The sequence below is a fragment of the Microbacterium paraoxydans genome (assembly GCF_900105335.1).
GTDB lineage: Bacteria > Actinomycetota > Actinomycetes > Actinomycetales > Microbacteriaceae > Microbacterium > Microbacterium paraoxydans.
On the sequence record NZ_LT629770.1, the window covers coordinates 1306459 to 1331384 of the forward strand.

Below are 24926 nucleotides of genomic sequence, written 5' to 3' on the forward strand. Positions count from 1 at the left end.
AGCTTCGGAAACCATTGGTCGCGTTCCGTAACTATTGGTCGCGAACAGCTCCGGCGCCGGCTCGCGGCCCGTCCACCCACCCGGGAGAATGGATCCGTGGCCTCGAAGATGACGCTCCGTGTGCAGCTGCTCGCGCTGCAGGCGCTGATCGTGTTCCTGGTGACCCTCGGCACCGGCATCGCCGCCGGAGCGTTCCAGGAGAACGCGCTTCGCGAGGCCTACAAGGACCGCATGCAGGCGGTCGCCCAGTCCGTCGCCGCTCTCCCCGTCGTCCTCGATGCGTTCGACGACGAGGACCCGGCCGCTGCCATCCAGCCGGTCGCCGAGGTCATCCGCGAGGCCTCCGACCTCGCGTACGTCGTGGTCGCCAACGACGAGGGCATCCGGTACTCGCATCCGAACACCGACCGCATCGGCGAGCGGGTGTCCACCGACCCGTCGATCCCGCTCGGCGGCGAGATCTTCGTCGGCACGCAGACCGGCACGCTCGGGACCTCGTGGCGGGTGAAGGTGCCCATCCGCGACGAGGACGGTGCCGTCATCGGCACGGCCTCCGTCGGCATCCTGGAGTCCGAGCTGAACGAGGAGTTCACCAGCAACCTCGTGGGTCTCATCTCCGCCATGCTCGTGGCAGCGGTCCTCGGGGTCTTCGGGGCCGCGTGGGTGACGTCGTTCATCCGGCGACGCATCTACCGGCTCGAGCCGCACCAGATCGCGGCGCTGGTCAAGAACCAGGAGACGACCCTGCACGGGCTCAGCGAAGGCGTCGTCACCGTGGACGGCGCCGGTCGGATCACCCTGGTCAACGACGCGGCTGCGAGGTTCCTCGGCCGCGATGCCGCCGATCTCGACGGCGCTCCCGCGGACGAGGTCCTCGGGGAGGAGCTCGCCACCGTGCTCCGGGAAGGCGAGGCCGCGGGCCGCCCCGTCATCGTCGGCTCGCATGTGCTCGTCGCCCGCAGCACCGCCTCCGGAGACGGATCCGCCGACGTGGGGGCGACGCTCCTGCTCCGCGACCACACCGAGCTGCACGACGTCGTCCGCCGGGTCGAGGCGGCCGACGCCATCATCGCCTTCCGGGAGCGGTACGGGTTGCCGAAGGGCTTGAGTGCGGAGACCCTGGAACGGGTCTCCGCCGCCCTCGCCGCCCGACCGGATGCCTCAGCGACCGAGATCGGGGACGACCTCGCCATCTCCCGCGTCAGCGCCCGTCGCTATCTCGAGCACCTCGCCGCCACGGGCCAGGCCGTGCGGTCCCTGGACTACTCGACCAAGGGGCGCCCCGGAGCGCGCTATCGGGTCACCGATCCCCGCTGAACGACGAAGCCCGCCACCCCCAAGAGGGGCGGCGGGCTTCGTGGGAGAGCGGTCCTTACTCGGACTTCTTCTCGACAGCGTCCTCGGCGGCGGCCTCAGCGGCCTCGCCCTCGGCCTGCGACTCGGCGCCGGCCTCGGCAGCCGTGTCGTCGGCAGCGGTCTCGTCCGCGGGCGCCTCGACGGCCTCCTCAGCGGGAGCCTCCTCGGCAGCGGGCTTCTCGTCCTTCGGAGCCGCGGCGGCCTTCTTGGTCGACTTCGCCTTCGGGGTGACGGGCTCGAGGACGAGCTCGATCACGGCCATGGGAGCGTTGTCGCCCTTGCGGTTGCCGACCTTGGTGATGCGCGTGTAGCCACCCTCGCGGTCCGCGACGAGCGGAGCGATCTCGTTGAACAGGACGTGCACGACTTCCTTGTCACCGATGACCGACAGCACGCGACGGCGGGCGTGCAGGTCCCCGCGCTTGGCGAAGGTGATGAGGCGCTCGGCGAGCGGACGCAGGCGCTTGGCCTTCGTCTCGGTCGTCTTGATCGACTTGTGGGTGTACAGCGCAGCCGCGAGGTTGGCAAGCAGCAGGCGCTCGTGGGCGGGGCCGCCTCCGAGGCGGGGACCCTTGGTGGGCTTGGGCATAATCGTCTAACTCCTGGTCAGAAAGGGTCGGGTATCAGAAGGACTCGTCTTCGCTGCCGCCGTAGAAGTGGGCGCCGTCGAAACCGGGCACCGAATCCTTGAGCGACAGACCGAGCGAGATGAGCTTGTCGCGCACCTCGTCGACCGACTTCTGGCCGAAATTGCGGATGTTCATGAGCTGCGTCTCCGACAGGGCGACGAGCTCAGAAACGGTGTTGATGCCCTCACGCTTCAGGCAGTTGTACGAGCGGACCGACAGGTCGAGGTCCTCGATCGGCATCGACAGCTCGCTGGAGTTCACAGCCTCCACCGGCGCCGGGCCGATCTCGATGCCCTCGGCCTCGACGTTCAGCTCGCGGGCGAGACCGAACAGCTCGGTGAGCGTCTTGGCGGCCGAGGCGACGGCGTCGCGCGGGCTGATCGCCGACTTGGTCTCGACGTCGAGGATGAGCTTGTCGAAGTCGGTACGCTCACCGGCACGGGTGGCGTCGACGCGGTAGCTGACCTTGAGCACGGGCGAGTAGATCGAGTCGATCGGGATCTGACCGGCCTCGGCGTACTCGTTGCGGTTCTGCGTCGCGGAGACGTAGCCACGGCCGCGCTCGATGGTGAGCTCGAGCTCGAACTTGGCGGTGTCGTTGAGCGTCGCGATGACGAGCTCGGGGTTGTGCACCTCGACACCGGCCGGAGCCGAGATGTCGGCGGCGGTCACTTCACCGGCACCGGTCTTGCGGAGGTACGCGGTGATGGGCTCGTCGCGCTCGCTGGAGACGACCAGCTGCTTGATGTTGAGGATGATCTCGGTGACATCCTCCTTCACGCCGGGGATCGTGCTGAACTCGTGCAGCACACCGTCGATGCGGACGCTGGTGACAGCGGCGCCGGGGATCGACGACAGCAGGCTGCGACGCAGCGCGTTGCCGATCGTGTAGCCGAAGCCGGGCTCCAGAGGCTCGATGATGAACCGGCTCCGGTTCTCGACGATCTTTTCCTCGGTCAGTGTGGGACGCTGTGCAATAAGCACTCTGTGTTCCTTTCGATCACATGCCCGCTATATGACATGTGGTGGGGTGAGGTCTTGAGTTGTGGAAGTCGATGCCCCACGCGGGGCGCCGAGCCGCTCGACCCGAAGGACGAGCGGCTCGGCACACGCATCAGACGCGGCGGCGCTTCGGCGGACGGCAGCCGTTGTGCGCCTGCGGGGTGACGTCCTGGATCGAACCCACCTCGAGGCCGGCGGCCTGCAGCGAGCGGATCGCGGTCTCGCGGCCGGAGCCCGGACCCTTCACGAGGACGTCGACCTTCTTCACGCCATGCTCAGCGGCCTGGCGGGCAGCGGACTCCGCTGCCATGCCTGCGGCGTAGGGGGTCGACTTGCGGGAGCCCTTGAAGCCCACGCCACCCGACGAAGCCCAGGCGATGACGGCGCCGGACGGGTCGGTGATCGAAACGATGGTGTTGTTGAACGTCGACTTGATGTGGGCCTGGCCCAGCGCGATGTTCTTCTTCTCCTTGCGGCGCGGCTTGCGCGCGGCGGCCTTGGGTGCAGCCATGAAAGTGTTCTCCTAGTCCCTGGCCGCTGCTTAGCGGGCCTTCTTCTTGCCGGCGACGGTGCGCTTCGGGCCCTTGCGGGTACGGGCGTTGGTCTTGGTGCGCTGACCGCGGACCGGAAGGCCACGACGGTGGCGGAGGCCCTCGTAGGAGCCGATCTCGACCTTGCGGCGGATGTCTGCGGCGACCTCGCGGCGCAGGTCACCCTCCACCTTGTAGTTGCCTTCGATGTAGTCGCGGAGGGCGATGAGCTGGTCATCGCTGAGGTCCTTCACGCGGATGCTCTCGTCGATGTCGGTCGCCTTGAGGATCTCGACCGAGCGGGTACGGCCGACGCCGTAGATGTAGGTAAGGGCGATCACCACGCGCTTGTCGCGCGGGATGTCAACGCCGGCAAGACGTGCCATGCGGTTCTCCTGGGTGTTGTGGAGGTGTGGAGCAGGATCGGTGCCCGGGCCTCCGCCCCGAGGTGTCCCCCGCTTCCGCGGGCTCTGATCCTGCCGTTTCGTATTGAGTTATGAGATTGCGAGAGCGGCGCTCACGCAGCGGGGGCTCAGCCCTGGCGCTGCTTGTGGCGCGGGTTGCTCTTGCAGATCACCATCACGCGGCCGTGGCGGCGGATCACCTTGCAGTGGTCGCAGATCGGCTTGACGCTGGGGTTGACCTTCATGATGTTTCCTGTTCGCTGTCTTCGTGCTGCCCGATGTCCGACCTCCGAGACCGGGGTCCCTGAGCCCGTCGAAGGGCAGCCGTTACTTCTCGACCGATCAGCGGTAGCGGTAGACGATGCGGCCGCGGGTCAGGTCGTAGGGGCTGAGCTCCACGACCACACGGTCCTCGGGGATGATACGGATGTAGTTCTGCCGCATCTTTCCGGAGATCGTTGCCAGGACCTTGTGTCCGTTGCTGAGCTCAACGCGGAACATCGCGTTGGGAAGAGCCTCGGAGATCACGCCCTCGATCTCGATGACACCGTCTTTCTTAGCCATAGCCTCGCTGACGCTTCTGCAGATCGGTCGATCTGCGGTGGGTGGGTGGTGTGCGGTACCGGGCCGGATCGGACACGCCGAACGCATGGCACAAGGCACCAAAGATCTATGTTATCCGACGACGCCCCATCCGGCAACTTGGCCGAATGGGGCGTCGAGCGGGTGAGCGGGTCTCAGCGGAGCAGGTCGGTGAACCGCTTCATGTCTTCCTGGTTCTGGAGGTCGAGCCGCTCGCCGTCGATCTCGACGGTCGGCGTGCCCTGGATGTCGTTGGCCTTCGCCTGCGCGGCACCGAACTTGCGGTACGTCTCGTCCGTGATGCAGGACACGACGTCGTCGCCCGCGCCGATCTGGGTGGCGAACTCGGCGAGCTGTTCGTTCGTGAGGCCGGGGGTGTTCTCCGCCGGCTGGTTCTCGAACAGGACCTTCGCGTAGTCGAAGTAGAGGTCGGAGTCCGACTCGGCGACGCAGAACGCGGCACCGGCCGAACGGGAGGAGAACTCGGTGCCCTGCGAGAAGCGGTCCAGGATCGCGATGGGGTGCTGCTCGAGGGTGATCTCGCCGCTCTGCGCCTTGGCCTCGAGGGCGGCGCCGAACTGGTCCTCGAAGGACTTGCAGACCGGGCACTGGAAGTCGAGGAAGACCGACACCGTCGTGTCGCCGTCACCCATGGAGATGGAGCCGGCCTCGGCGTCGAAGTTCTCGTTAGCGGTCGGGGTGGCGCCGGGAGAGGTCGCCTGGTTGTTGAGGAACACCACGAGTCCGCCGAGGGCCACCAGGACCACGACGACGGCGATGGAGACGCCGATCGCGAACCAGTTGGTGTTGCTCTTCGCCGCTGCCATTACTTTCCGATCTCTCGAGGCTCGACCCCGAACGGGGCGAGTCCGGCTCTTCCACCATCGGGCGCGGTGAGCACCCAGATGCCCCCATCATGCAGGGCGACGCTATGTTCCCAATGTGAGCCGTCAGTGCCGTCGACCGTCGTGACGGTCCAGTCGTCATCCTCCACGAACGTCGCCTCGCCGCCGGCGGTGACCATGGGCTCGATGGCGAGCACGAGCCCGGGCTTCACGTCCGCGCCGCGGTCGGGCGTCCGGTAGTTGAAGACGCTGGGGGCCTCGTGCATCTTCCGCCCGATGCCGTGTCCGACGTACTCGCGGAGGATCCCGTAGGGCTCACCGCTCACGGCGGACGGCCCCTGCGCTTCGATGTAGTCCTGGATGGCGGCGCCGATCTCGTCGATCGACGAGGCCGTGGCCATCGCGGCGATCCCCGCCCACATGGACCCCTCGGTCACGCGGGAGAGCTCCTCGCGGCGCGCGACGAGCTCGGGGCGCTCGGGATCGGGGACGACGACCGTGATCGCACTGTCACCGTTCCAGCCCTCGAACTGGGCGCCGCAGTCCACCGAGACGATGTCGCCGGGCTGGAGGACCCGCTCCCCCGGGATGCCGTGCACGACCTGCTCGTTGACCGAGACGCAGATCGTGTGGTGGTACCCCTTGACGAGCTGGAAGTTCGACTCCGCCCCCCGCTGCAGGATGGCGCGGTTCGCGGCGGCGTCGAGCTCGATCGTCTTCACCCCCGGCTTGATGAGGGCCCGGACGGCATCGAGGGCTTCGGCGGTGATGAGGCCGGGTTCGACCATGGCTCGCAGCTGAGCCGGGGTCTTGTAGATCGAGCGGCGGAACATCTCAGACGGCGGACGTGGTGGAACGCAGCCCACGAGCGGCCAGGGCGGCGGAGATGCGCTCCGTGATCTCCTCGAGGGAGCCCACACCGTCGATGCGGTCGACGATGCCGCGGCTGCTGTAGACCTCGATGATCGGCGCCGTCTCCTTCTCGTAGATGTCGAGTCGGTGCGCGATGGCCTCGTCCGTGTCGTCGGAACGCCCCTGCTCGGCGGCCCGGAGCGCGAGGCGGGCGATGCTCTCCTCGCGCGGGACGTCGAGGAGGATCACCGCGTCCAGCGCCTCGCCGCGTCCTTCGAGGAACGCGTCCAGGTGCGCGACCTGAGCGGTGTTGCGGGGGTAGCCGTCGAGGAGGAAGCCGTTCTGCGCGTCGTCCTGGCTCAGCCGGTCGCGCACGATCTCGCTCGTCAGCTCGTCCGGAACGAGGTCGCCCTTGTCGAGGATCGCCGTGACCTGCTGGCCGAGAGCCGTCCCCTCCTTGATGTTCGCGCGGAAGATGTCGCCGGTCGAGACGACGGGGATCCCGTAGGACTCGGCGATGCGCACACCCTGCGTGCCCTTGCCGGAACCCTGGGGGCCGACGATGAGCAAACGGGCAGTGGGTCGGTGAGCCTGTCGAACCGTCATCGGAGAAGTCCTTCGTAGTGTCGCTGCTGCAGCTGGGCATCGATCTGCTTGACCGTCTCGAGACCCACGCCGACGATGATGAGGATCGACGCGCCACCGAACGGGAAGTTCTGGTTGGCGCCGACCGTGGCGAGGGCGATCAACGGGATGAGGGCGATCAGACCCAGGTAGAGGGAACCGGGGAGCGTGATGCGGGTGAGCACGTAGTCCAGGTACTCCGCGGTCGGACGGCCGGCCCGGATCCCGGGGATGAAGCCGCCGTACTTCTTCATGTTGTCGGCGACCTCGACCGGGTTGAACGTGATCGCGACGTAGAAGTAGGTGAACCCGATGATCAGCAGGAAGTACGCCGCCATGTAGATCGGGCTGTTGCCGGTGGTGAAGTTCGCGCTGATCCAGCTAACCCACGCGGGCGGCGTGGAGCCGTCCTGCGGGGTGTTGAACTGCGCGATGAGCGCCGGGATGTACAGCAGCGACGAGGCGAAGATGACCGGGATCACGCCCGCCATGTTGACCTTGATCGGGATGTACGTGTTCGTCCCACCGTACGTGCGGCGGCCCACCATGCGCTTCGCGTACTGCACGGGAATGCGCCGCTGCGACTGCTCGACGAAGACCACGAGCCCCATCACGATGATGCCGACGAGCAGCACGAGGAGGAACACCTCGAAGCCGCGGGTCTGCCAGATGATCGACATCGCGCCGGGGAAGGTCGCAGCGATCGAGGTGAAGATCAGCAGAGACATGCCGTTGCCGATGCCCCGCTCCGTGACGAGCTCGGCGAACCACATGATAAGACCGGTGCCGGCCGTCATCGCCATGATGATGAGCACCTGCGCCCACCACACGTCGTTCGTGAGGAGCTGCGTGCACGCCCCGATGTCGGTCGTGCCGAAGAGCTGGCCTGTACGGGCCACAGTGACGAGTGTCGTCGACTGCAGGAGCGCGAGCGCGATCGTGAGGTACCGCGTGTACTGGGTCAGCTTGGCCTGTCCGGCCTGGCCTTCCTTGTGCAGGGCCTCGAAGTGCGGGATGACGACGCGCAGGAGCTGCGTGATGATCGTCGCGGTGATGTACGGCATGACGCCGAGCGCGAAGATCGACAGCTGCAGCAGCGCGCCGCCGGAGAAGAGGTTGACGAGTCCGAGCAGGCCCTCGGTGCCGGCGTTGGCAGCGAGACACTGCTCGACGTTCGGGAAGTTGACGAACGGCGCAGGGACGTTCGAGCCCAGACGGTAGATCGCGATGATCGCGAGAGTGAAACCGATCTTCCGACGCAGGTCGGGCGTGCGGAAGATCCGCGCGATGGCGCTAAACAAGAACGTTCCTCCTGAAAAGGTGGCCGAACCCTCGAGGGGCGGCTGAAACACCAGGGTAACCCACTCCGAGGTCCGGGGAATGCGAGCGGTCGGCTTCTCCCCCGCCGAACCAGAAGAGGGGCCGGAGAATCTCCGACCCCTCTTCCGCAGTGGTTACTTGACGGATCCGCCCGCAGCCACGATCTTCTGCTCGGCAGAACCCGAGACCTTGTCGACCGCGACGGTGAGCTTCACGGCGATGTCGCCGCCTCCGAGAACCTTGACCTTCTCGTTCTTGCGAACCGCACCCTTGGCGACCAGGTCGCTCACGGTGACGTCGCCACCCTGGGGGTAGAGCTCCGCGAGCTTCTCCAGATTCACGACCTGGTACTCGACGCGGAACGGGTTCTTGAAGCCGCGCAGCTTCGGCGTGCGCATGTGCAGCGGCATCTGGCCACCCTCGAAGCCGACGCGCACGGTGTTGCGGGCCTTGGTGCCCTTCGTGCCGCGACCGGCCGTCTTGCCCTTCGAGCCCTCACCGCGACCGACACGGGTCTTCGCGGTGTTGGAGCCGGGGACGGGACGCAGGTGGTGGACCTTCAGCACACCGGGGCGGGACGCCGGGGCGTCCTTCTTCGGCGCAGCCTTGGCGGAGCCGTCGGCCTTGGCGTCGGCGGCAGCGGTCTTGGCCGGTGCCTTCTTCGCGGCCGGCTTCTTGGCGGCGTCGGCCTTGGGAGCCGCCGCCTTCTTGGTGGCCTTCTCGGCCTCGACGGCCTCGTTCTTCTCAGCCATTAGTCGATCTCCTCAACCTTGACGAGGTGGGCGACGGTCTTGACGTAGCCGCGCGTCTGCGCGTCGTCGGGGCGGACGGTGGTGTCACCGATCCGCTTGAGACCGAGGCTGCGCAGCGTGTCGCGCTGGTTCTGCTTCTCGCTCACCTTGGACTTGATCTGCGTGACCTTGAGTCGCGCGGCCATCAGGCACCTACCTTCTGTGCGGCGATGGCCTCGGCCTCGGCGCGGACGAGCCGGGCCGGGGCGACCTGGTCGAACTCGAGACCACGACGTGCGGCGACGGCGCGGGGCTCCTCGAGCTCCTTCAGGGCGGTGACCGTCGCGTGCACGATGTTGATCGTGTTCGACGAGCCGAGCGACTTGGACAGCACGTCGTGGATGCCGGCGCACTCGAGCACGGCGCGGACCGGACCACCGGCGATGACACCGGTACCGGCGGCGGCGGGGCGCAGGAGCACCACACCGGCGGCCGACTCACCCTGCACGGGGTGCGGGATGGTGCTGCCGACGCGCGGGACGCGGAAGAAGTTGCGCTTCGCCTCTTCGACACCCTTCGAGATCGCCAGGGGGACCTCACGGGCCTTGCCGTAGCCGACGCCCACCAGACCGTTGCCGTCGCCGACGACCACGAGAGCGGTGAAGCTGAAGCGACGACCACCCTTCACGACCTTCGAGACGCGGTTGATGGTGACGACGCGCTCCAGGAACTGGTTGTCGCCGCGGTCGCGCGAGTTGCGGTCGCGGCCGCCCTGGTTGCGGTCACGTCCGCCGCGGCGGCCGTCCCGCTGGTCGCGAGTGGGCTCAGCCTGCGCGGTACCGGCGGCCGTCTCGGAAGTGGCAGCAGCCGCTTCGGTCACTTCGTTCTCCTTGTTGTCACTCACAGTGCCAGACCCCCTTCACGGGCGCCGTCGGCGATGGCGGCGACACGACCCGCGTAGCGGTTGCCGCCACGGTCGAACACTGCCTCGGAAACGCCTGCGGCCTTCGCACGCTCGGCGAGGAGCTCGCCGACCTTGCGGGCCTTGGCGGTCTTGTCGCCATCCAGCGAACGCAGGTCGGTCTCGAGCGTCGAGGCCGAGGCGACCGTGTGGCCCTTGCTGTCGTCGACGAGCTGCACGAAGACGTGACGCGCCGAACGGTTGACGACGAGGCGCGGACGCACCTCGGTGCCCACGATCTTCTTGCGAAGACGGGCGTGACGACGCGCGCGGGCGTCGGACTTCGACTTCACAGCCATGGTTACTTACCAGCCTTTCCGGCCTTGCGACGCACGACCTCGCCGGCGTAGCGCACACCCTTGCCCTTGTACGGCTCGGGCTTGCGGATCTTGCGGATGTTCGCAGCCGCCTCACCGACGGCCTGCTTGTCGATCCCGCTGACGGTGAGCTTGTTCGTGCCCTCGACCGTGAGCGTGATGCCGGCGGGCGGGTCGACCAGGACCGGGTGCGAGAAGCCGAGGGCGAACTCGACCGAGTTGCCCTTCTGCTGCACGCGGTAACCGGTGCCGACGACCTCGAGACCCTTGGTGTAGCCCTGGGTCACGCCGATGATGTTGTTGTTGATGAGCGTGCGGGTCAGGCCGTGAAGCGACCGGGACTCGCGCTCGTCGTCGGGGCGGGTGACGAGAACCTGGTTCTCCTCGACCGACACCTCGATGGGGCTGGCCACCGTGAGGGTGAGCTCACCCTTGGGGCCCTTCACCGCGACCTCACGGCCGTCGACCGAAACGGTCACGCCCGCGGGAACGTCGATGGGAAGTCGTCCAATACGCGACATTTCGGATTACCACACGTAGGCGAGAACTTCTCCGCCCACGCCCTTCTGCTCAGCCTGGCGGTCCGTGAGGAGACCGGAGGAGGTGGACAGGATGGCCACGCCGAGGCCGCCGAGGACCGTGGGGATCTCGGTCGACTTCGCGTACACGCGGAGGCCGGGCTTCGACACGCGCTTGATGCCCGCGATCGAGCGCTCGCGGTTCGGGCCGTACTTCAGCGTCAGCGTGAGGTTCTTGCCCACGCGCGCGTCGGAGGTCTCCCAACCGGCGATGTAGCCCTCCTGCTGGAGGATCTCTGCGATGTGCGTCTTGAGCTTGCTCGACGGCAGCGTCACGGTGTCGTGGTGCGCCGAGTTCGCGTTGCGCAGACGGGTCAGCATGTCTGCGACCGGGTCTGTCATTGTCATTGTTGTCTACTTTCGTTCATGAGGTTCCGGCTGCCGTTACACGACAGACGGCCTGCGATGAGCACGCAATCTTCAATTGTACGTGCACATCGACGGGCTCAGTGACACGAGACCACTGAGCCCGTCGAAGGGTCACGCCTGGGCGTCGTCCGCGCGGAACGGGAAGCCGAGGTGACGGAGCAGTGCCCGGCCCTCGTCGTCCGTCTTCGCCGAGGTCACGACGGTGATGTCGAAACCACGGACGCGGTCGATCTTGTCCTGATCGATCTCGTGGAACACGCTCTGCTCCTGGAGACCGAAGGTGTAGTTGCCGTTGCCGTCGAACTGCTTGGCCGACAGACCGCGGAAGTCGCGGATGCGGGGCAGCGCGAGCGAGACCAGGCGGTCCACGAACTCCCACGCACGGTCGCCACGGAGGGTGACGTGCGCACCGATGGCCTGGCCCTCACGCAGCTTGAACTGCGCGATGGACTTGCGGGCCTTGGTGACGATCGGCTTCTGGCCGGTGATCTTGGTGAGGTCGTCGACCGCACCATCGATCACCTTGCTGTCGCGAGCAGCCTCGCCGACACCGGTGTTCACGACGACCTTGACCAGGCCGGGGATCTGCATGACGTTCTCGTAGCCGAACTCGTCCTGCAGAGCCTTCTTGATCTCGGCGTTGTACTTCGCCTTCAGGCGGGGCTGGATCTTGCCAGCCACCGCAGCGTCGGTCGTTGCCATCAGAGGTCCTTACCGCTCTTCTTCGCGAAGCGCACGCGGACGGTGCGCTTCACGCCGTCCTTGGTCTGCTCCTCGACCCGGTGGCCGACCTTGGTCGGCTTCTTGGTCGAGGGGTCGACGAGTGCGACGTTCGAGATGTGGATGGGCGCCTCGACGGTCTCGAGGCCACCCGTCTTCGTGCCACGCTGCGTCTGACCGACGCGCGTGTGCTTGGTGACGTAGTTGACGCCTTCGACGACGACACGGTTCTGCTCGACGAGGACGTCGAGGACCTTGCCCTGCTTGCCGCGGTCGCCACCACGCTCGGGCTTGGCGCCCGAGATGACCTGAACCAGGTCGCCCTTCTTGATCTTCGCCATGATCAGATGACCTCCGGTGCCAGCGAGACGATCTTCATGAACTTCTTGTCGCGAAGCTCACGGCCGACCGGCCCGAAGATACGGGTGCCGCGGGGCTCCCCGTCGTTCTTCAGGATGACGGCGGCGTTCTCGTCGAACTTGATGTAGGAGCCGTCGGGACGACGGGTCTCCTTCTTGGTGCGGACGATGACCGCCTTGACGACGTCGCCCTTCTTGACGTTGCCACCGGGGATCGCGTCCTTGACGGTCGCGACGATGGTGTCGCCCAGACCGGCGTACCGGCGGCGCGAGCCACCGAGGACGCGGATCGTGAGCAGCTCCTTGGCGCCGGTGTTGTCGGCGACCTTGAGACGGGACTCCTGCTGAATCACTTGGCCTTCTCCAGAATCTCCACCAGACGCCAGCGCTTGGTGGCGCTCAGCGGGCGGGTCTCGTTGATCAGGACCAGGTCGCCGATGCCGGCGGAGTTCGCCTCATCGTGCGCCTTGACCTTCGACGTGCGGCGGATGACCTTGCCGTAAAGCGGGTGCTTCACGCGGTCCTCGACCTCGACGACGATCGTCTTGTCCATCTTGTCGCTGACGACATAGCCACGACGGGCCTTGCGGTACCCGCGGGCGTCGGCGTCGCGCACGTCGTGAGCGGCGTGCTCAGCCTCGACGGCGGCTTCCTTCTTGGTGGCCATCACTCAGCCTCTTCCTTCGGGGCGTCCTCGGCGGCGTCCGCCTTCTTCGCCTTCGACTTGGTCGCCTTCTTCGCGGGAGCCTCGACCGGAGCGGGCGTCGCACGGATGCCCAGCTCGCGCTCGCGGATCACCGTGTAGAGGCGCGCGATGTCGCGCTTGACGGCGCGGATGCGGCCGTGGCTCTCCAGCTGGCCGGTGGCCGACTGGAAACGGAGGTTGAACAGCTCCTCCTTGGCCTTGCGCAGCTCCTCAACGAGGCGCTGGTCTTCGAACGTGTCGAGCTCTGCCGGAGCGAGCTCCTTGGTGCCGATCGCCATTACGCGTCGCCCTCCTCGCGCTTGATGATGCGTGCCTTGAGCGGCAGCTTGTGGATTGCACGGGTCAGTGCCTCGCGAGCGAGCTGCTCGTCGACACCCGCGACCTCGAAGAGGACGCGGCCCGGCTTGACGTTGGCGACCCACCACTCGGGGGAACCCTTACCGGAACCCATGCGGGTCTCGGCAGGCTTCTTCGTGAGCGGACGGTCCGGGTAGATGTTGATCCACACCTTGCCGCCACGCTTGATGTGACGGGTCATCGCGATACGAGCGGACTCGATCTGACGGTTCGTCACGTACGCGGGGGTGAGGGCCTGGATGCCGAACTCGCCGAAGGAGACCTTCGTGCCGCCGGTGGCCTGACCCGAGCGCCCCGGGTGGTGCTGCTTGCGGTACTTGACCTTACGGGGGATGAGCATTATGCCGAAGCTCCTTCTGCAACAGGTGCCTCGTTGCGCGGGGCACGGCGGCGGTCACCACGGTCGTCACGGCGCGACTTCGGCGCGTTGGCCTGCTCGCGCGCGAGCTCCTTGGCGGTGAGGTCGCCCTTGTAGATCCACACCTTCACGCCGATGCGGCCGAAGGTGGTCTTGGCCTCGTAGAAGCCGTAGTCGATGTTCGCGCGCAGCGTGTGCAGCGGCACACGACCCTCGCGGTAGAACTCCGACCGGCTCATCTCGGCGCCGCCGAGACGGCCCGAGACCTGGATGCGGATGCCCTTGGCGCCGGCGCGCTGCGCGCCCTGCAGACCCTTGCGCATCGCGCGGCGGAACGCCACACGAGCCGAGAGCTGCTCGGCGATGCCCTGGGCGACCAGCTGGGCGTCGGCCTCGGGGTTCTTGACCTCGAGGATGTTCAGCTGGATCTGCTTGCCCGTGAGCTTCTCGAGGTCGCCGCGGATGCGCTCGGCCTCTGCACCACGACGACCGATCACGATGCCCGGGCGGGCGGTGTGGATGTCGACGCGGACGCGGTCACGGGTGCGCTCGATCTCGATGTTCGAGACGCCGGCACGGTCGAGCTGCGTCTGCAGCAGGCGACGGATCTTGATGTCCTCGGCCACGTAGTCGGCGTAACGCTGACCCGGCTTCGTCGAGTCGGAGAACCAGCGCGACACGTGGTCCGTGGTGATGCCGAGGCGGAAGCCGTACGGGTTGACCTTCTGTCCCATTACTTGCTCGCCTTCTTGTTGCTGTCGCCGGCCGCAGCAGGAGCCGCCTCCGGCGTCGAGAGCACGACCGTGATGTGGCTCGTGCGCTTCTTGATCTGGAAAGCGCGACCCTGTGCACGGGGCTGGAAACGCTTGAGCGTCGTGCCCTCGTCCACGTACGCGTTCTTCACGTACAGGTCCTGCTCGTCGAGGTACTCGCCGTCACGATCCGCCTTGACCTGCGCGTTGGCCATGGCCGACGCGACAAGCTTGTAGATCGGCTCACTGGCGGACTGCTGAGCGAACTTCAGGATCGCCAGAGCCTCCTGGGCCTGCTTGCCCTTGATGAGCGCGACGACACGACGAGCCTTCTGAGGGGTCACGCGGATGTGTCGCACGCGTGCGATGGACTCCACCATTTCTCTCTCCTCTATCGCCACCGCGTCAGCGGCGGCGGCCCTTCTTGTCGTCCTTCTCGTGGCCGCGGAAGGTGCGGGTGGGCGCGAACTCGCCCAGCTTGTGACCGACCATGGTCTCGGAGACAAACACGGGGATGTGCTTGCGACCGTCGTGGACCGCGATCGTGTGACCCAGCATGGCCGGGATGATCATGGACCGGCGGGACCAGGTCTTGATGACGTTCTTCGTGCCGGCTTCGTTCTGCACGACCACCTTGCGAAGCAGGTGCTCGTCGACGAAGGGGCCCTTCTTGAGACTGCGAGGCATCTTCTCTTACTCCTACTTGCGCTTCTTGCCGGCGTTGCGACGACGCACGATGTACTTGTCGCTTTCCTTGTTGGCGTGGCGGGTGCGGCCCTCGGCCTGACCCCACGGGGAGACGGGGTGACGTCCACCGGACGTCTTGCCCTCACCACCACCGTGCGGGTGGTCGACCGGGTTCATCGCGACACCGCGGACGGTCGGGCGGACGCCCTTCCAGCGCATGCGGCCGGCCTTGCCCCAGTTGATGTTCGACTGCTCGGCGTTGCCGACCTCGCCGATGGTCGCGCGGCAGCGCGCATCGACGTTGCGGATCTCACCGGAGGGCAGACGCAGCTGGGCGTAGGGGCCGTCCTTGGCGACGAGGCGGACCGACGCACCGGCCGAGCGCGCCATCTTCGCGCCGCCGCCGGGGCGGAGCTCGATGGCGTGGATGACGGTACCCGTGGGGATGTTCTTCAGCGGGAGGTTGTTTCCCGGCTTGATGTCCGCCGCGGGGCCGGACTCGACGATGTCGCCCTGCTTCAGCTTCGCCGGCGCGAGGATGTAGCGCTTCTCGCCGTCGAAGTAGTGCAGCAGCGCGATGCGCGCGGTGCGGTTGGGGTCGTACTCGATGTGAGCGACCTTGGCGTTCACGCCGTCCTTGTCATTGCGACGGAAGTCGATGACGCGGTACTGGCGCTTGTGGCCACCACCGATGTGACGGGTCGTGATGCGGCCCTGGTTGTTGCGACCACCGGTCTTCGAGATCGGGCGCAGCAGCGACTTCTCCGGCGTCGATCGGGTGATCTCGGCGAAGTCAGCCACCGACGAGCCGCGACGGCCCGGGGTCGTGGGCTTGTACTTGCGAATAGCCATGATTGTCCTTGTCCCCCGGATCAGCCGATTGCCGTGAAGATGTCGATGGTGCCCGACTTCAGGCTCACGATGGCGCGCTTGGTGTCCTTGCGCTTACCGGTGCCGAAGCGGGTGCGACGGGCCTTGCCGACGCGGTTGATCGTGTTGACGGACGCGACCTTGACGCCGAAGATCTTCTCGATGGCGAGCTTGATCTCGGTCTTCGAAGCGCGCGGGTCGACGAGGAAGGTGTACTTGCCCTCGTCGATCAGGCCGTAGCTCTTCTCGGACACGACCGGCTTCAGGATGATGTCGCGCGGGTCCTTGTTCAGGGCCGTCTGGAGAACAGATGCCTGCTCGCTCATGCGGAGACCTCCTGGTTGGCGCCGGACTTGGAGGCGATGAAGCCCTCGAGCGCGGCCTGGGTGAAGACGATGTCGTCGGAGACGAGCACGTCGTAGGCGTTGAGCTGGTCGAACGTCAGCACGTGGACGTGGCCGAGGTTGCGGATGCTCTTGAGCGCGAGCTCGTCGCCGCGCTCGATGACCACGAGGACGTTCTTCGACGTGGCGACCTGGGCGAGGAAGCCCGCGGCGGCCTTGGTCGACGGCGCGCCGTCGGTGCCGAAGGTGTCGATCGCGTGCAGACGGTCACCGCGGAAGCGGTCGCTGAGCGCGCCCAGGAGGGCGGCAGCGATCATCTTCTTGGGGGTGCGCTGCGAGTAGTCGCGCGGCTTCGGGCCGTGCACGATGCCACCGCCGGTCATGTGCGGCGCGCGGATCGAGCCCTGACGGGCGTTACCCGTGCCCTTCTGCTTGAAGGGCTTGCGGCCGGCGCCCGAGACCTCGCCACGACGCTTGGTCGAGTGCGTGCCCTGGCGAGCCGCCGCGAGCTGCGCGACGACGACCTGGTGGATGAGCGGGATGTTCGTCTTGACGTCGAACAGCGCGGCGGGAAGCTCGACGGAGCCTGCCTTCTTGCCGTCTGCCTTGAGGACGTCGAGCGCGAGAGTGGAGTCAGCCATGATCAGGCACCCTTCACTGCGTTGCGGACGTAGACGATGCGGCCGCGAGCACCGGGGACGGCGCCCTTGACGAGCATGAGTCCCTTCTCGATGTCGATGGCGTGCACCGTGAGGTTGAGGACGGTCACGCGCTCGCCACCCATACGGCCGGCCATGCGCATGCCCTTGAAGACGCGGCTCGGGGTCGACGATGCGCCGATGGAGCCGGGCTTGCGGTGGTTGCGGTGTGCACCGTGCGATGCCGAGACGCCCTTGAAGTTGTGGCGCTTCATGACACCGGCGGTGCCCTTGCCCTTGCTCGTGCCGACGACGTCGACGAGCTGGCCGGCCTCGAACGTGCCGTCCACCGTGAGCTCCTGGCCCAGGGTGTAGTCGGCGGCGTCGGCCGTGCGGACCTCGGTCACGTGACGACGCGGCGTGACGCCGGCAGCCTCGAAGTGAGCCGAGAGGGGCTTGTTCACCTTGCGGGGGTCGATCTGACCGTACGCGATCTGCACGGCGTTGTAGCCGTCCTTCTCGGGGGTACGGATCTGGGTGACCACGTTCGGCGCGAGCTCGATGACGGTGACGGGAACGAGCTTGCCGTTCTCGTTCCAGACCTGGGTCATGCCGAGCTTGGTGCCGAGCATGCCCTTGGAAACCTTGGAGTTGATGTCAACCATGGCGGACCTCAGAGCTTGATCTCGATGTTGACGTCGGCCGGAAGGTCGAGACGCATCAGCGAGTCGACAGCCTTGGGCGTCGGGTCGACGATGTCGATCAGGCGCTTGTGGGTGCGCATCTCGAAGTGCTCGCGGCTGTCCTTGTACTTGTGGGGCGACCGGATGACGCACACGACGTTCTTCTCGGTCGGAAGGGGCACGGGTCCGACGACGGTCGCGCCCGCACGGGTCACGGTGTCGACGATCTTGCGTGCGGACGTGTCGATGACCTCGTGGTCATACGACTTCAGGCGAATGCGGATCTTCTGTCCCGCCATTGTCTGCTCTCTCTCTTTAAGCGTCTTACCGTCCGAGACCGGGTGGCCTTGGGGCATTGGACGCACGTCGGCGCTGTTCGCGCCTCGGCACTCGTCTTCTCCGGCTCTCGACCTCGCGGTCAGGGAGCCTGTCGAAGAGGCTGCACCACTGTTCTGCTGTCAGCCGCACACCCGAAGGTGACGGATGCCCGACGCCCGCCGCGCACGGCAGTGCCCTCGATGATGAAGGTGTCGGGATTGTGTTCTGCTGCCCGCGGCCTAGAACCCTGCAGCCTCCCGGAGGAGGCGCCGTCTATGCACTGCCCTGGCAGTGATCCGGCGCACGCACAGCGGCGACGGAATATCGAACCTGTCTATTCTGCCACGACGGATTTCACTTCTGCAAACCCGGGCGTGTCGCGCTCACCGGACTCCCAGTGAACGCCTCTTCCCGGGCGCCTCAGCCCGCGGAGGAGCGCGGGGCGAGGCATCCCCATGCCTCGCCCCGCTTGGGGAGGGCGTCCGGTGCGAGGGGGCACACCGAACGCGAGGAATCCAGCGTGAAGGGACGCCGGATGCCTCGACCGAGGGCGCGGCGGAAGACCCGCCGCGCGGGCGGGGAGACGCTCAGGCGCAGAGAGTGCGCGCGTCGCACGATGATCCCCAAGATCGCTTTCCCCAGTGTGAACGCGGATGAACCCGCGTGATTCGGGAGCCGAACCCCTTCGGCACCCCGACCGCAAGATCCCCAGGCGGTCGACACGATCCTACTCGATGTCTTCGAGAATCCGCCACATCCGAGGGCGCCATGCGTCCCCTCGACACGGAAGAGCGGCGGCCCCCTCTCGGGACCGCCGCTCTCCACGGAGATGTCGGGATCTACTCGTTGCCCACGCTCTTGTCGGCGCTCTCGCGGATCTCATCGATCTTCTCGGCGGCACCGGGCGCGATCTTCTTCGCGAAGTCGGCGACGCCGTCGAGCACCTTGTCGCTGATGTCCTCGGCCTGCTCGCTCTTGACCGCTTCGGCCAGCTTGTCCTTGTTCTGCTCGTACAGGTCCTTGCCCTTGTTGACGGCGTCCTCGATACCCATGTGAATCCCCTTCGGAGGTGTGTGCTTCCGACGATCGCGCCGGACACCTCATTGTGCCGGGCGGAACCGGGCGACGGAACCCTCGATCCGGAAAACGACAGAGGGGTCGAGCCCGAAGGCTCGACCCCTCTGCGAGGAAGCGGCTGCTTACTTGATGATCTTCGTCACCGTACCGGCGCCGACCGTACGACCACCCTCACGGATGGCGAAGCCGAGGCCCTCCTCCATGGCGATCGGCTGGATCAGCTCGACCGTCATGTCGGTGGTGTCGCCGGGCATGACCATCTCGGTGCCCTCGGGCAGCGAGATGACGCCGGTGACGTCCGTGGTGCGGAAGTAGAACTGCGGACGGTAGTTCGTGTAGAAGGGGTTGTGGCGGCCACCCTCGTCCTTGGACAGGATGTAGGCCGTGCCCTCGAAGTTGGTGTGCGGCGTGACCGAACCCGGCTTCACGATGACCTGGCCGCGCTCCACGTCCTCGCGCTTGGTGCCGCGGAGGAGCAGACCACAGTTCTCGCCGGCCCATGCCTCGTCGAGCTGCTTGTGGAACATCTCGATACCGGTGACGGTCGTCTTCTGCGTCGGGCGCAGACCCACGATCTCGACCTCGGAGTTGATGGCCAGGGTGCCACGCTCGGCACGACCCGTGACGACGGTGCCACGACCGGTGATCGTGAAGACGTCCTCGACGGGCATGAGGAACGGCTTGTCACGGTCACGCTCCGGGTCCGGAACGCTGTCGTCGACAGCCTGCATGAGCTCGAGGATCGCGTCGACCCACTTCTCGTCGCCCTCGAGGGCCTTGAGAGCGGAGACACGGACGACGGGAGCGTTGTCGCCGTCGAAGCCCTGGCTCGAGAGCAGCTCGCGAACCTCGAGCTCGACGAGCTCCAGGATCTCCTCGTCGTCGACCGCGTCGGACTTGTTCAGCGCGACGAGCAGGTAGGGGACGCCGACCTGCTTGGCGAGCAGAACGTGCTCGCGCGTCTGCGCCATCGGGCCGTCGGTGGCCGCGACGACGAGGATCGCGCCGTCCATCTGCGCCGCACCCGTGATCATGTTCTTGACGTAGTCGGCGTGGCCGGGGGCGTCAACGTGGGCGTAGTGGCGCTTCGGGGTCTCGTACTCGATGTGCGAGATGTTGATCGTGATACCGCGCTGGCGCTCTTCCGGCGCCGAGTCGATGGAAGCGAAGTCGCGCTGCACGTTCGTGTCGGACGGGTACTTGTCAGCAAGCACCTTCGAGATCGCTGCGGAGAGCGTGGTCTTGCCGTGGTCGACGTGACCGATCGTTCCGATGTTGACGTGCGGCTTGGTCCGCTCGAACTTGGCCTTAGCCACTGGGTCCTCCTCAGGACGTCGTTGTAGAGGTGCCGGGCACTGGTTTGCGACCGGTTCTCTACGGGTTAGGTTCTCAGTTTAGTAGAGAGGGAATGTGAAGTTGTAGGTGACCTGGGAACCCCGGGTGCTTTGACTTGCTCAGCACCCAGGGCTCCCAGAAGAGCGATTACTCGCCCTTGGCCTTCTGGACGATCTCGTCGGCCACCGCGCGCGGGACCTCGGCGTAGCTGTCGAACTCCATGGAGTAGACGGCACGGCCCGAGGTCTTCGAGCGCAGGTCGCCGATGTAGCCGAACATCTCGGACAGCGGCACCGCGGCGCGCACGACCTTGACGCCGGCGGCGTCCTCCATCGACTGGATCTGGCCACGACGCGAGTTCAGGTCGCCGATGACGTCGCCCATGTACTCCTCCGGAGTACGGACCTCGACGGCCATCAGCGGCTCGAGCAGCACGGGGTTGGCACGACGCGCGGCCTCCTTGAAGCCCATGGAGCCCGCGATCTTGAACGCCATCTCCGAGGAGTCGACGTCGTGCGCTGCACCATCGACGATGGTCGCCTTGACGCCCACCATCGGGTAGCCCGCGAGGACACCGACGTTCATGGCGTCCTGGAAACCGGCGTCGATCGAGCCGATGTACTCGCGCGGGATGCGGCCACCGGTGACCGCGTTCACGAACTCGTACGTCTTCTCGCCGTCGAGCTCGAGCGGCTCGATGTTGAACTGGATCTTGGCGAACTGGCCCGATCCACCGGTCTGCTTCTTGTGCGTGTAGTCGTGCTTCTCGACGGCCTTGCGGATCGTCTCGCGGTACGCGACCTGCGGCTTGCCGACGTTCGCCTCGACGCGGAACTCGCGCTTCATGCGGTCCACGAGGATGTCGAGGTGCAGCTCGCCCATGCCCTTGATGGTCGTCTGACCGGTCTCCGGGTTGAGCTCCGTGCGGAAGGTCGGGTCCTCCTCAGCGAGCTTCTGGATCGCGAGACCCAGCTTCTCCTGGTCGGCCTTGGTCTTCGGCTCGATCGCGACCTCGATCACCGGCTCCGGGAACGTCATCGACTCGAGGACGACCGGCTGCGCGATGTCGGCGAGGGTGTCACCGGTGGTGGTGTCCTTCAGGCCGATGACGGCGTAGATGTTGCCGGCGGTCAGCTTGTCGACCGGGTTCTCCTTGTTGGCGTGCATCTGGAAGATCTTCCCGATGCGCTCCTTCTTGCCCTTGGTCGAGTTGATGACCTGGGCGCCCGACTCGAGCTCGCCCGAGTAGACGCGCACGTACGTCAGACGACCGAAGAACGGGTGCACGGCGACCTTGAAGGCCAGGGCCGCGAACGGGTCCTTCGCGTCGGGGTGACGCTCGATGATCTTCTCCTCGTCCTTCGGGTCGTGCGCCTCGATGGCGGGCACGTCCAGCGGGGACGGGAGGTAGTCGACGACCGCGTCCAGCATCGGCTGCACACCGCGGTTCTTGAAGGCGGAGCCGCAGAGGACCGGGTAGATCTCGCTGGCGACGACCATCTTGCGGATGGCGCCCTTGATCTCCGCGACGGTGAGCTCCTCGCCGCCGAAGAACTTCTCGAGAAGCTCCTCGTCGGTCTCGGCGACCGTCTCCAGCAGCTGCTGGCGGTAGTCCTCGGCCTTGTCCTTGAGGTCGGCCGGGATCTCCTGCACCTCGTAGGAGGCGCCCATGGTCACGTCGCCCTTGGCATCGCCGGGCCACACCAGAGCACGCATCTCGACGAGGTCGATGACGCCGACGAAGTCGTTCTCGGCACCGATCGGGAGCTGCAGCACCAGCGGCTTGGCGCCGAGGCGGTTGATGATCGTGTCGACCGTGAAGTAGAAGTCCGCGCCGAGCTTGTCCATCTTGTTGACGAAGCAGATGCGGGGCACGTTGTACTTGTCGGCCTGACGCCACACGGTCTCGGACTGGGGCTCGACGCCCTCCTTGCCGTCGAACACGGCGACCGCACCGTCGAGGACGCGGAGCGAACGCTCCACCTCGACCGTGAAGTCCACGTGACCGGGGGTGTCGATGATGTTGATCTGGTTCTTGTTCCAGAAGCAGGTCACGGCGGCAGACGTGATCGTGATGCCGCGCTCCTTCTCCTGCTCCATCCAGTCGGTGGTCGACGCACCGTCGTGCGTTTCGCCGAGCTTGTGGTTGACGCCCGTGTAGAACAGGATGCGCTCGGTCGTCGTGGTCTTGCCGGCATCGATGTGCGCCATGATGCCGATGTTGCGGACCTTGCTCAGGTCCGTGAGCACGTCTTGTGCCACAGGAGTGTCCTTATCTTTTGGAGCAGCAGGTGTACTGCGAAGAGGGGGTGCGACGGGCCCAGGAACGCGGAAGGGTCCCTGAGCCCGTCGAAGGGGTTACCAGCGGTAGTGAGCGAACGCGCGGTTCGACTCGGCCATCTTGTGGGTGTCCTCACGGCGCTTGACCGCGGCACCCAGGCCGTTCGACGCGTCCAGGATCTCGTTCTGGAGACGCTCGGTCATCGTCTTCTCACGACGACCCTTGGCGTAGCTCACGAGCCAGCGCAGCGCGAGGGTGTTCGCACGGTGCGGCTTGACCTCGACCGGAACCTGGTAGGTCGAGCCACCGACGCGGCGGCTGCGGACCTCGAGCGTGGGGCGCACGTTGTCGAGCGCCTTCTTCAGGGTGGCGACGGCGTCCTGGCCGTTCTTCGCCTCGACACCGCGGAGGGCGCCGTAGACGATCGACTCGGCCAGCGACTTCTTGCCGTCGACGAGGATCTTGTTCACCAGCGAGGTGACGATCGGAGCGCCGTAGACCGGGTCGTTGACGACGGGGCGCTTGGGGGCGGGACCCTTACGAGGCATCTAACTCAACCCTTCTTCGCGCCGTAGCGGGAACGAGCCTGCTTACGGTTCTTGACGGCCTGGGTGTCCAGAGCGCCACGGACGATCTTGTAACGCACACCGGGGAGGTCCTTCACACGACCGCCTCGGACGAGCACCAGGGAGTGCTCCTGCAGGTTGTGGCCCTCACCGGGGATGTACGCGGTGACCTCGGTCCCGTTGCGGAGCTTCACACGAGCGACCTTGCGCATCGCCGAGTTCGGCTTCTTCGGGGTGGTGGTGTAGACGCGGGTGCAGACCCCGGCCTGCTGCGGGTTCGCCTTGAGCGCGGGCGCCTTGGTCTTGGTGACCTTGGGCGAGCGACCCTTGCGAACCAACTGCTGAATGGTTGGCACGTTCTCTCCTCATAGTGCTGCACGGTGACAGCGTGATGGGTTTCACATCATGACCCACCGGCACGCCGGAACCGACGAGCTTTTGGTGTGGTGGGTATGCCGTGGGGGCGGACCGGCGAGGTGCCGACGCCCAGCGCGCACGTCAGGACGTGCACACACCTGATCAAGTGTAATGCCGCGTAACCTGACGGTCAAATGATGGTCGCACTCCCCCGCGCCACCCGAAGTCAGGGGATGTCGGGGTCGAACGGCGAGTCCAGCGACTCCGTGAGCTCGGCGAGAAGCGCCTCGATCTGCGGCTCGACATGTCGCGACACCGCAGCCTGGATCGTGATCCGGTGTCGGAGCAGGATCCCGCAGATCTCGCGCCCGACGAGGTTCGCGTACTCGTCGGCCAGGGCGACCTCCTGCCGGAGAGCGGTCTTCGCCTCGTCCGACAGCGGGGGCAGCGGCGGCAACTCCGCAGCGGAATCGTCAGCGAGACCGGCGATCGTGAAGAGGAAGGGGGCGCCGGGTACCGGCTCCGGATCCAGCGGCATGCCCTCGAACTCGGGGTCGAGGTCCTCCGTCGGCCGGTAGCTGCGGGCGCGGTTGCGCGCTGCCTGCTGATCGAGCTCGCGCTGCAGGGTCGGGAGGTTCCGCGCCGTGTACTCCGCGACCGCGTGGTCGACGATCGTCTTGACACGCGTCGACAGCCCATGCTGGACACCGTGCGGCGTGGTGCCCGCAATGCCTGCGGCGGCGAGGACGGGCGAGCCGAGACAGCGCCGGCACGGCGCAGTCCTTCCGCGGTGGGTCGCCGGCTCCCAGCGCGGCACCCAGCGCAACCAGGCCTCGACGGCCTGGTCGACCTGCGTCTCCAATGAGCGCTCCACCCCACCAGCGTACGGCGCGTCGCCGCTCACGGCGCGGATTTACGGGGTGTCACTCCGCCTCGTCACGCTCCCACGGCCATCGCGGCTGTGCGGACCTCGTCCGGCGGAGGGCTATCCCGCCCCAGGCAGCCACCGCTGCGGCGGCGAGGAGCACGAGGCTCGCGCCGCCGCGGACGAGATCTCCGGCGACGGCCGTGGCCACGACCACATCGCTCGTCGCGACGAGCACGGCGATCCAGACCGTGGCCAAGTGCACGAGTGCCGTGAGCAGCGCGATCACGGGAGCGGAGCCGAAGGAGGCATGTCCTCTCCGCACCGTCGCCCACAGCGTGAGTGCGAACACGACGACGGCCGCGACCATGCCGGACACCCCGGGGACCTGCCCCAGGCCCGGGACGTCGATGATGTCGCGGTCGGTGGCGACGCTGAGGGCGCCGAGGCCGAAGACCGCGAGGGCGAAGAAGGCGATGGTGGCCATGACCGCCGCCAGGACAGCCGAAACCCCCGCGGACTCGGGCCCGCGGGGGTTCGGCGTGGTGGTGTT

Annotated in this window: 38 protein-coding genes; 1 reads left to right on the forward strand and 37 read right to left on the reverse strand. The window is 66.7% G+C overall.

The window, feature by feature from the left end; translation table 11 throughout:
• Positions 1-96: 96 nt before the first annotated feature.
• Positions 97-1317 (forward strand): PAS domain-containing protein, encoded by a 1221-nt coding sequence (locus tag BLU02_RS06545; RefSeq protein ID WP_060921248.1) that lies wholly within the window; start codon positions 97-99, stop codon positions 1315-1317.
• 55 nt (positions 1318-1372) lie between these two features.
• Here BLU02_RS06545 and rplQ read toward each other — a convergent pair whose 3' ends face one another.
• From rplQ to BLU02_RS06730, 37 genes are all read right to left on the reverse strand, one after another.
• Positions 1373-1945 carry a 50S ribosomal protein L17 gene (gene rplQ / locus BLU02_RS06550; RefSeq protein WP_025102385.1) on the reverse strand — a complete coding sequence of 191 codons (573 nt, stop codon included), beginning with the start codon at positions 1943-1945 and terminating at the stop codon, positions 1373-1375.
• Between the two features lie 34 nt (positions 1946-1979).
• A complete protein-coding gene (locus BLU02_RS06555) occupies positions 1980-2969 on the reverse strand; it encodes a DNA-directed RNA polymerase subunit alpha (RefSeq protein ID WP_025102386.1) in 990 nt (329 codons plus the stop codon).
• 130 nt (positions 2970-3099) lie between these two features.
• A complete protein-coding gene (gene rpsK / locus BLU02_RS06560) occupies positions 3100-3498 on the reverse strand; it encodes a 30S ribosomal protein S11 (protein WP_017829189.1) in 399 nt (132 codons plus the stop codon).
• A 30-nt stretch (positions 3499-3528) separates the two neighbouring features.
• Entirely contained in the window at positions 3529-3903 is a 375-nt protein-coding gene (gene rpsM / locus BLU02_RS06565) for a 30S ribosomal protein S13 (RefSeq protein ID WP_025102387.1), read from the reverse strand.
• Positions 3904-4049: 146 nt separating this feature from the next.
• A complete protein-coding gene (rpmJ, locus tag BLU02_RS06570; protein ID WP_005050492.1) occupies positions 4050-4166 on the reverse strand; it encodes a 50S ribosomal protein L36 in 117 nt (38 codons plus the stop codon).
• 97 nt (positions 4167-4263) lie between these two features.
• Complete coding sequence (gene infA / locus BLU02_RS06575; RefSeq protein WP_017201569.1) at positions 4264-4485, reverse strand: translation initiation factor IF-1; 222 nt, start codon at positions 4483-4485, stop codon at positions 4264-4266.
• A 173-nt stretch (positions 4486-4658) separates the two neighbouring features.
• Positions 4659-5330: a DsbA family protein gene (locus tag BLU02_RS06580; protein ID WP_060921247.1), complete on the reverse strand. Its 672-nt coding sequence runs from the start codon at positions 5328-5330 to the stop codon at positions 4659-4661.
• Positions 5330-6181, reverse strand: a complete 852-nt coding sequence (gene map, locus BLU02_RS06585) for a type I methionyl aminopeptidase (RefSeq protein WP_060921246.1) — start codon at positions 6179-6181, stop codon at positions 5330-5332. The genes BLU02_RS06580 and map overlap by 1 nt, the downstream gene beginning before the upstream one ends.
• Position 6182: 1 nt before the next feature.
• Complete coding sequence (locus BLU02_RS06590) at positions 6183-6806, reverse strand: adenylate kinase (RefSeq protein WP_029989083.1); 624 nt, start codon at positions 6804-6806, stop codon at positions 6183-6185.
• Positions 6803-8125 (reverse strand): preprotein translocase subunit SecY, encoded by a 1323-nt coding sequence (gene secY / locus BLU02_RS06595; RefSeq protein WP_025102391.1) that lies wholly within the window; start codon positions 8123-8125, stop codon positions 6803-6805. The genes BLU02_RS06590 and secY overlap by 4 nt, the downstream gene beginning before the upstream one ends.
• A 153-nt stretch (positions 8126-8278) precedes the next feature.
• Entirely contained in the window at positions 8279-8896 is a 618-nt protein-coding gene (gene rplO, locus BLU02_RS06600) for a 50S ribosomal protein L15 (RefSeq protein ID WP_025102392.1), read from the reverse strand.
• Positions 8896-9081: a 50S ribosomal protein L30 gene (gene rpmD, locus BLU02_RS06605; RefSeq protein ID WP_017201575.1), complete on the reverse strand. Its 186-nt coding sequence runs from the start codon at positions 9079-9081 to the stop codon at positions 8896-8898. Before rpmD ends, rplO begins: the two co-directional genes overlap by 1 nt.
• Complete coding sequence (gene rpsE / locus BLU02_RS06610) at positions 9081-9779, reverse strand: 30S ribosomal protein S5 (protein ID WP_025102393.1); 699 nt, start codon at positions 9777-9779, stop codon at positions 9081-9083. The genes rpmD and rpsE overlap by 1 nt, the downstream gene beginning before the upstream one ends.
• Positions 9776-10135, reverse strand: a complete 360-nt coding sequence (gene rplR, locus BLU02_RS06615; RefSeq protein ID WP_025102394.1) for a 50S ribosomal protein L18 — start codon at positions 10133-10135, stop codon at positions 9776-9778. The genes rpsE and rplR overlap by 4 nt, the downstream gene beginning before the upstream one ends.
• Before the next feature lie 2 nt (positions 10136-10137).
• The gene (rplF, locus tag BLU02_RS06620) at positions 10138-10674 is read right to left on the reverse strand and encodes a 50S ribosomal protein L6 (RefSeq protein ID WP_025102395.1); all 537 of its coding nucleotides are present in this window, start codon (positions 10672-10674) and stop codon (positions 10138-10140) included.
• Between the two features lie 6 nt (positions 10675-10680).
• Positions 10681-11079, reverse strand: coding sequence for a 30S ribosomal protein S8 (gene rpsH / locus BLU02_RS06625; protein ID WP_025102396.1), 399 nt, complete (start codon positions 11077-11079; stop codon positions 10681-10683).
• Positions 11080-11211: 132 nt separating this feature from the next.
• Entirely contained in the window at positions 11212-11802 is a 591-nt protein-coding gene (rplE, locus tag BLU02_RS06630) for a 50S ribosomal protein L5 (protein WP_025102397.1), read from the reverse strand.
• Positions 11802-12161: a 50S ribosomal protein L24 gene (gene rplX, locus BLU02_RS06635; protein WP_025102398.1), complete on the reverse strand. Its 360-nt coding sequence runs from the start codon at positions 12159-12161 to the stop codon at positions 11802-11804. Before rplX ends, rplE begins: the two co-directional genes overlap by 1 nt.
• 2 nt (positions 12162-12163) lie before the next feature.
• Positions 12164-12532, reverse strand: a complete 369-nt coding sequence (gene rplN, locus BLU02_RS06640) for a 50S ribosomal protein L14 (RefSeq protein WP_025102399.1) — start codon at positions 12530-12532, stop codon at positions 12164-12166.
• Positions 12529-12846, reverse strand: coding sequence for a 30S ribosomal protein S17 (gene rpsQ / locus BLU02_RS06645; RefSeq protein ID WP_025102400.1), 318 nt, complete (start codon positions 12844-12846; stop codon positions 12529-12531). Before rpsQ ends, rplN begins: the two co-directional genes overlap by 4 nt.
• Complete coding sequence (gene rpmC / locus BLU02_RS17855; RefSeq protein ID WP_025102401.1) at positions 12846-13163, reverse strand: 50S ribosomal protein L29; 318 nt, start codon at positions 13161-13163, stop codon at positions 12846-12848. Before rpmC ends, rpsQ begins: the two co-directional genes overlap by 1 nt.
• Positions 13163-13582, reverse strand: coding sequence for a 50S ribosomal protein L16 (rplP, locus tag BLU02_RS06655; RefSeq protein WP_025102402.1), 420 nt, complete (start codon positions 13580-13582; stop codon positions 13163-13165). Before rplP ends, rpmC begins: the two co-directional genes overlap by 1 nt.
• The gene (gene rpsC, locus BLU02_RS06660; RefSeq protein WP_025102403.1) at positions 13582-14334 is read right to left on the reverse strand and encodes a 30S ribosomal protein S3; all 753 of its coding nucleotides are present in this window, start codon (positions 14332-14334) and stop codon (positions 13582-13584) included. The genes rplP and rpsC overlap by 1 nt, the downstream gene beginning before the upstream one ends.
• A complete protein-coding gene (rplV, locus tag BLU02_RS06665) occupies positions 14334-14732 on the reverse strand; it encodes a 50S ribosomal protein L22 (protein WP_025102404.1) in 399 nt (132 codons plus the stop codon). The genes rpsC and rplV overlap by 1 nt, the downstream gene beginning before the upstream one ends.
• Before the next feature lie 25 nt (positions 14733-14757).
• The gene (rpsS, locus tag BLU02_RS06670) at positions 14758-15039 is read right to left on the reverse strand and encodes a 30S ribosomal protein S19 (protein WP_017201589.1); all 282 of its coding nucleotides are present in this window, start codon (positions 15037-15039) and stop codon (positions 14758-14760) included.
• Positions 15040-15051: 12 nt separating this feature from the next.
• Positions 15052-15891: a 50S ribosomal protein L2 gene (gene rplB / locus BLU02_RS06675; RefSeq protein ID WP_025102405.1), complete on the reverse strand. Its 840-nt coding sequence runs from the start codon at positions 15889-15891 to the stop codon at positions 15052-15054.
• 20 nt (positions 15892-15911) lie between these two features.
• The gene (rplW, locus tag BLU02_RS06680; RefSeq protein ID WP_025102406.1) at positions 15912-16235 is read right to left on the reverse strand and encodes a 50S ribosomal protein L23; all 324 of its coding nucleotides are present in this window, start codon (positions 16233-16235) and stop codon (positions 15912-15914) included.
• Complete coding sequence (gene rplD, locus BLU02_RS06685) at positions 16232-16894, reverse strand: 50S ribosomal protein L4 (RefSeq protein ID WP_025102407.1); 663 nt, start codon at positions 16892-16894, stop codon at positions 16232-16234. The genes rplW and rplD overlap by 4 nt, the downstream gene beginning before the upstream one ends.
• A 2-nt stretch (positions 16895-16896) precedes the next feature.
• The gene (gene rplC / locus BLU02_RS06690; RefSeq protein ID WP_025102408.1) at positions 16897-17556 is read right to left on the reverse strand and encodes a 50S ribosomal protein L3; all 660 of its coding nucleotides are present in this window, start codon (positions 17554-17556) and stop codon (positions 16897-16899) included.
• 8 nt (positions 17557-17564) lie between these two features.
• On the reverse strand, positions 17565-17873 hold the full coding sequence (gene rpsJ, locus BLU02_RS06695) for a 30S ribosomal protein S10 (protein ID WP_017201594.1): 309 nt from the start codon (positions 17871-17873) through the stop codon (positions 17565-17567).
• Between the two features lie 858 nt (positions 17874-18731).
• Positions 18732-18944 carry a hypothetical protein gene (locus BLU02_RS06700; RefSeq protein WP_025102409.1) on the reverse strand — a complete coding sequence of 71 codons (213 nt, stop codon included), beginning with the start codon at positions 18942-18944 and terminating at the stop codon, positions 18732-18734.
• 147 nt (positions 18945-19091) lie between these two features.
• Entirely contained in the window at positions 19092-20285 is a 1194-nt protein-coding gene (gene tuf, locus BLU02_RS06705; protein WP_025102410.1) for an elongation factor Tu, read from the reverse strand.
• A gap of 166 nt (positions 20286-20451) precedes the next feature.
• Positions 20452-22566, reverse strand: a complete 2115-nt coding sequence (gene fusA / locus BLU02_RS06710) for an elongation factor G (protein ID WP_025102411.1) — start codon at positions 22564-22566, stop codon at positions 20452-20454.
• Between the two features lie 96 nt (positions 22567-22662).
• On the reverse strand, positions 22663-23133 hold the full coding sequence (gene rpsG / locus BLU02_RS06715) for a 30S ribosomal protein S7 (protein WP_017201608.1): 471 nt from the start codon (positions 23131-23133) through the stop codon (positions 22663-22665).
• A gap of 5 nt (positions 23134-23138) precedes the next feature.
• Entirely contained in the window at positions 23139-23507 is a 369-nt protein-coding gene (rpsL, locus tag BLU02_RS06720; protein WP_018187369.1) for a 30S ribosomal protein S12, read from the reverse strand.
• Between the two features lie 227 nt (positions 23508-23734).
• Positions 23735-24382, reverse strand: coding sequence for a hypothetical protein (locus BLU02_RS06725; RefSeq protein ID WP_060921268.1), 648 nt, complete (start codon positions 24380-24382; stop codon positions 23735-23737).
• A 49-nt stretch (positions 24383-24431) separates the two neighbouring features.
• Positions 24432-24860, reverse strand: coding sequence for a DUF6121 family protein (locus BLU02_RS06730; protein WP_060921245.1), 429 nt, complete (start codon positions 24858-24860; stop codon positions 24432-24434).
• Positions 24861-24926: the final 66 nt, after the last annotated feature.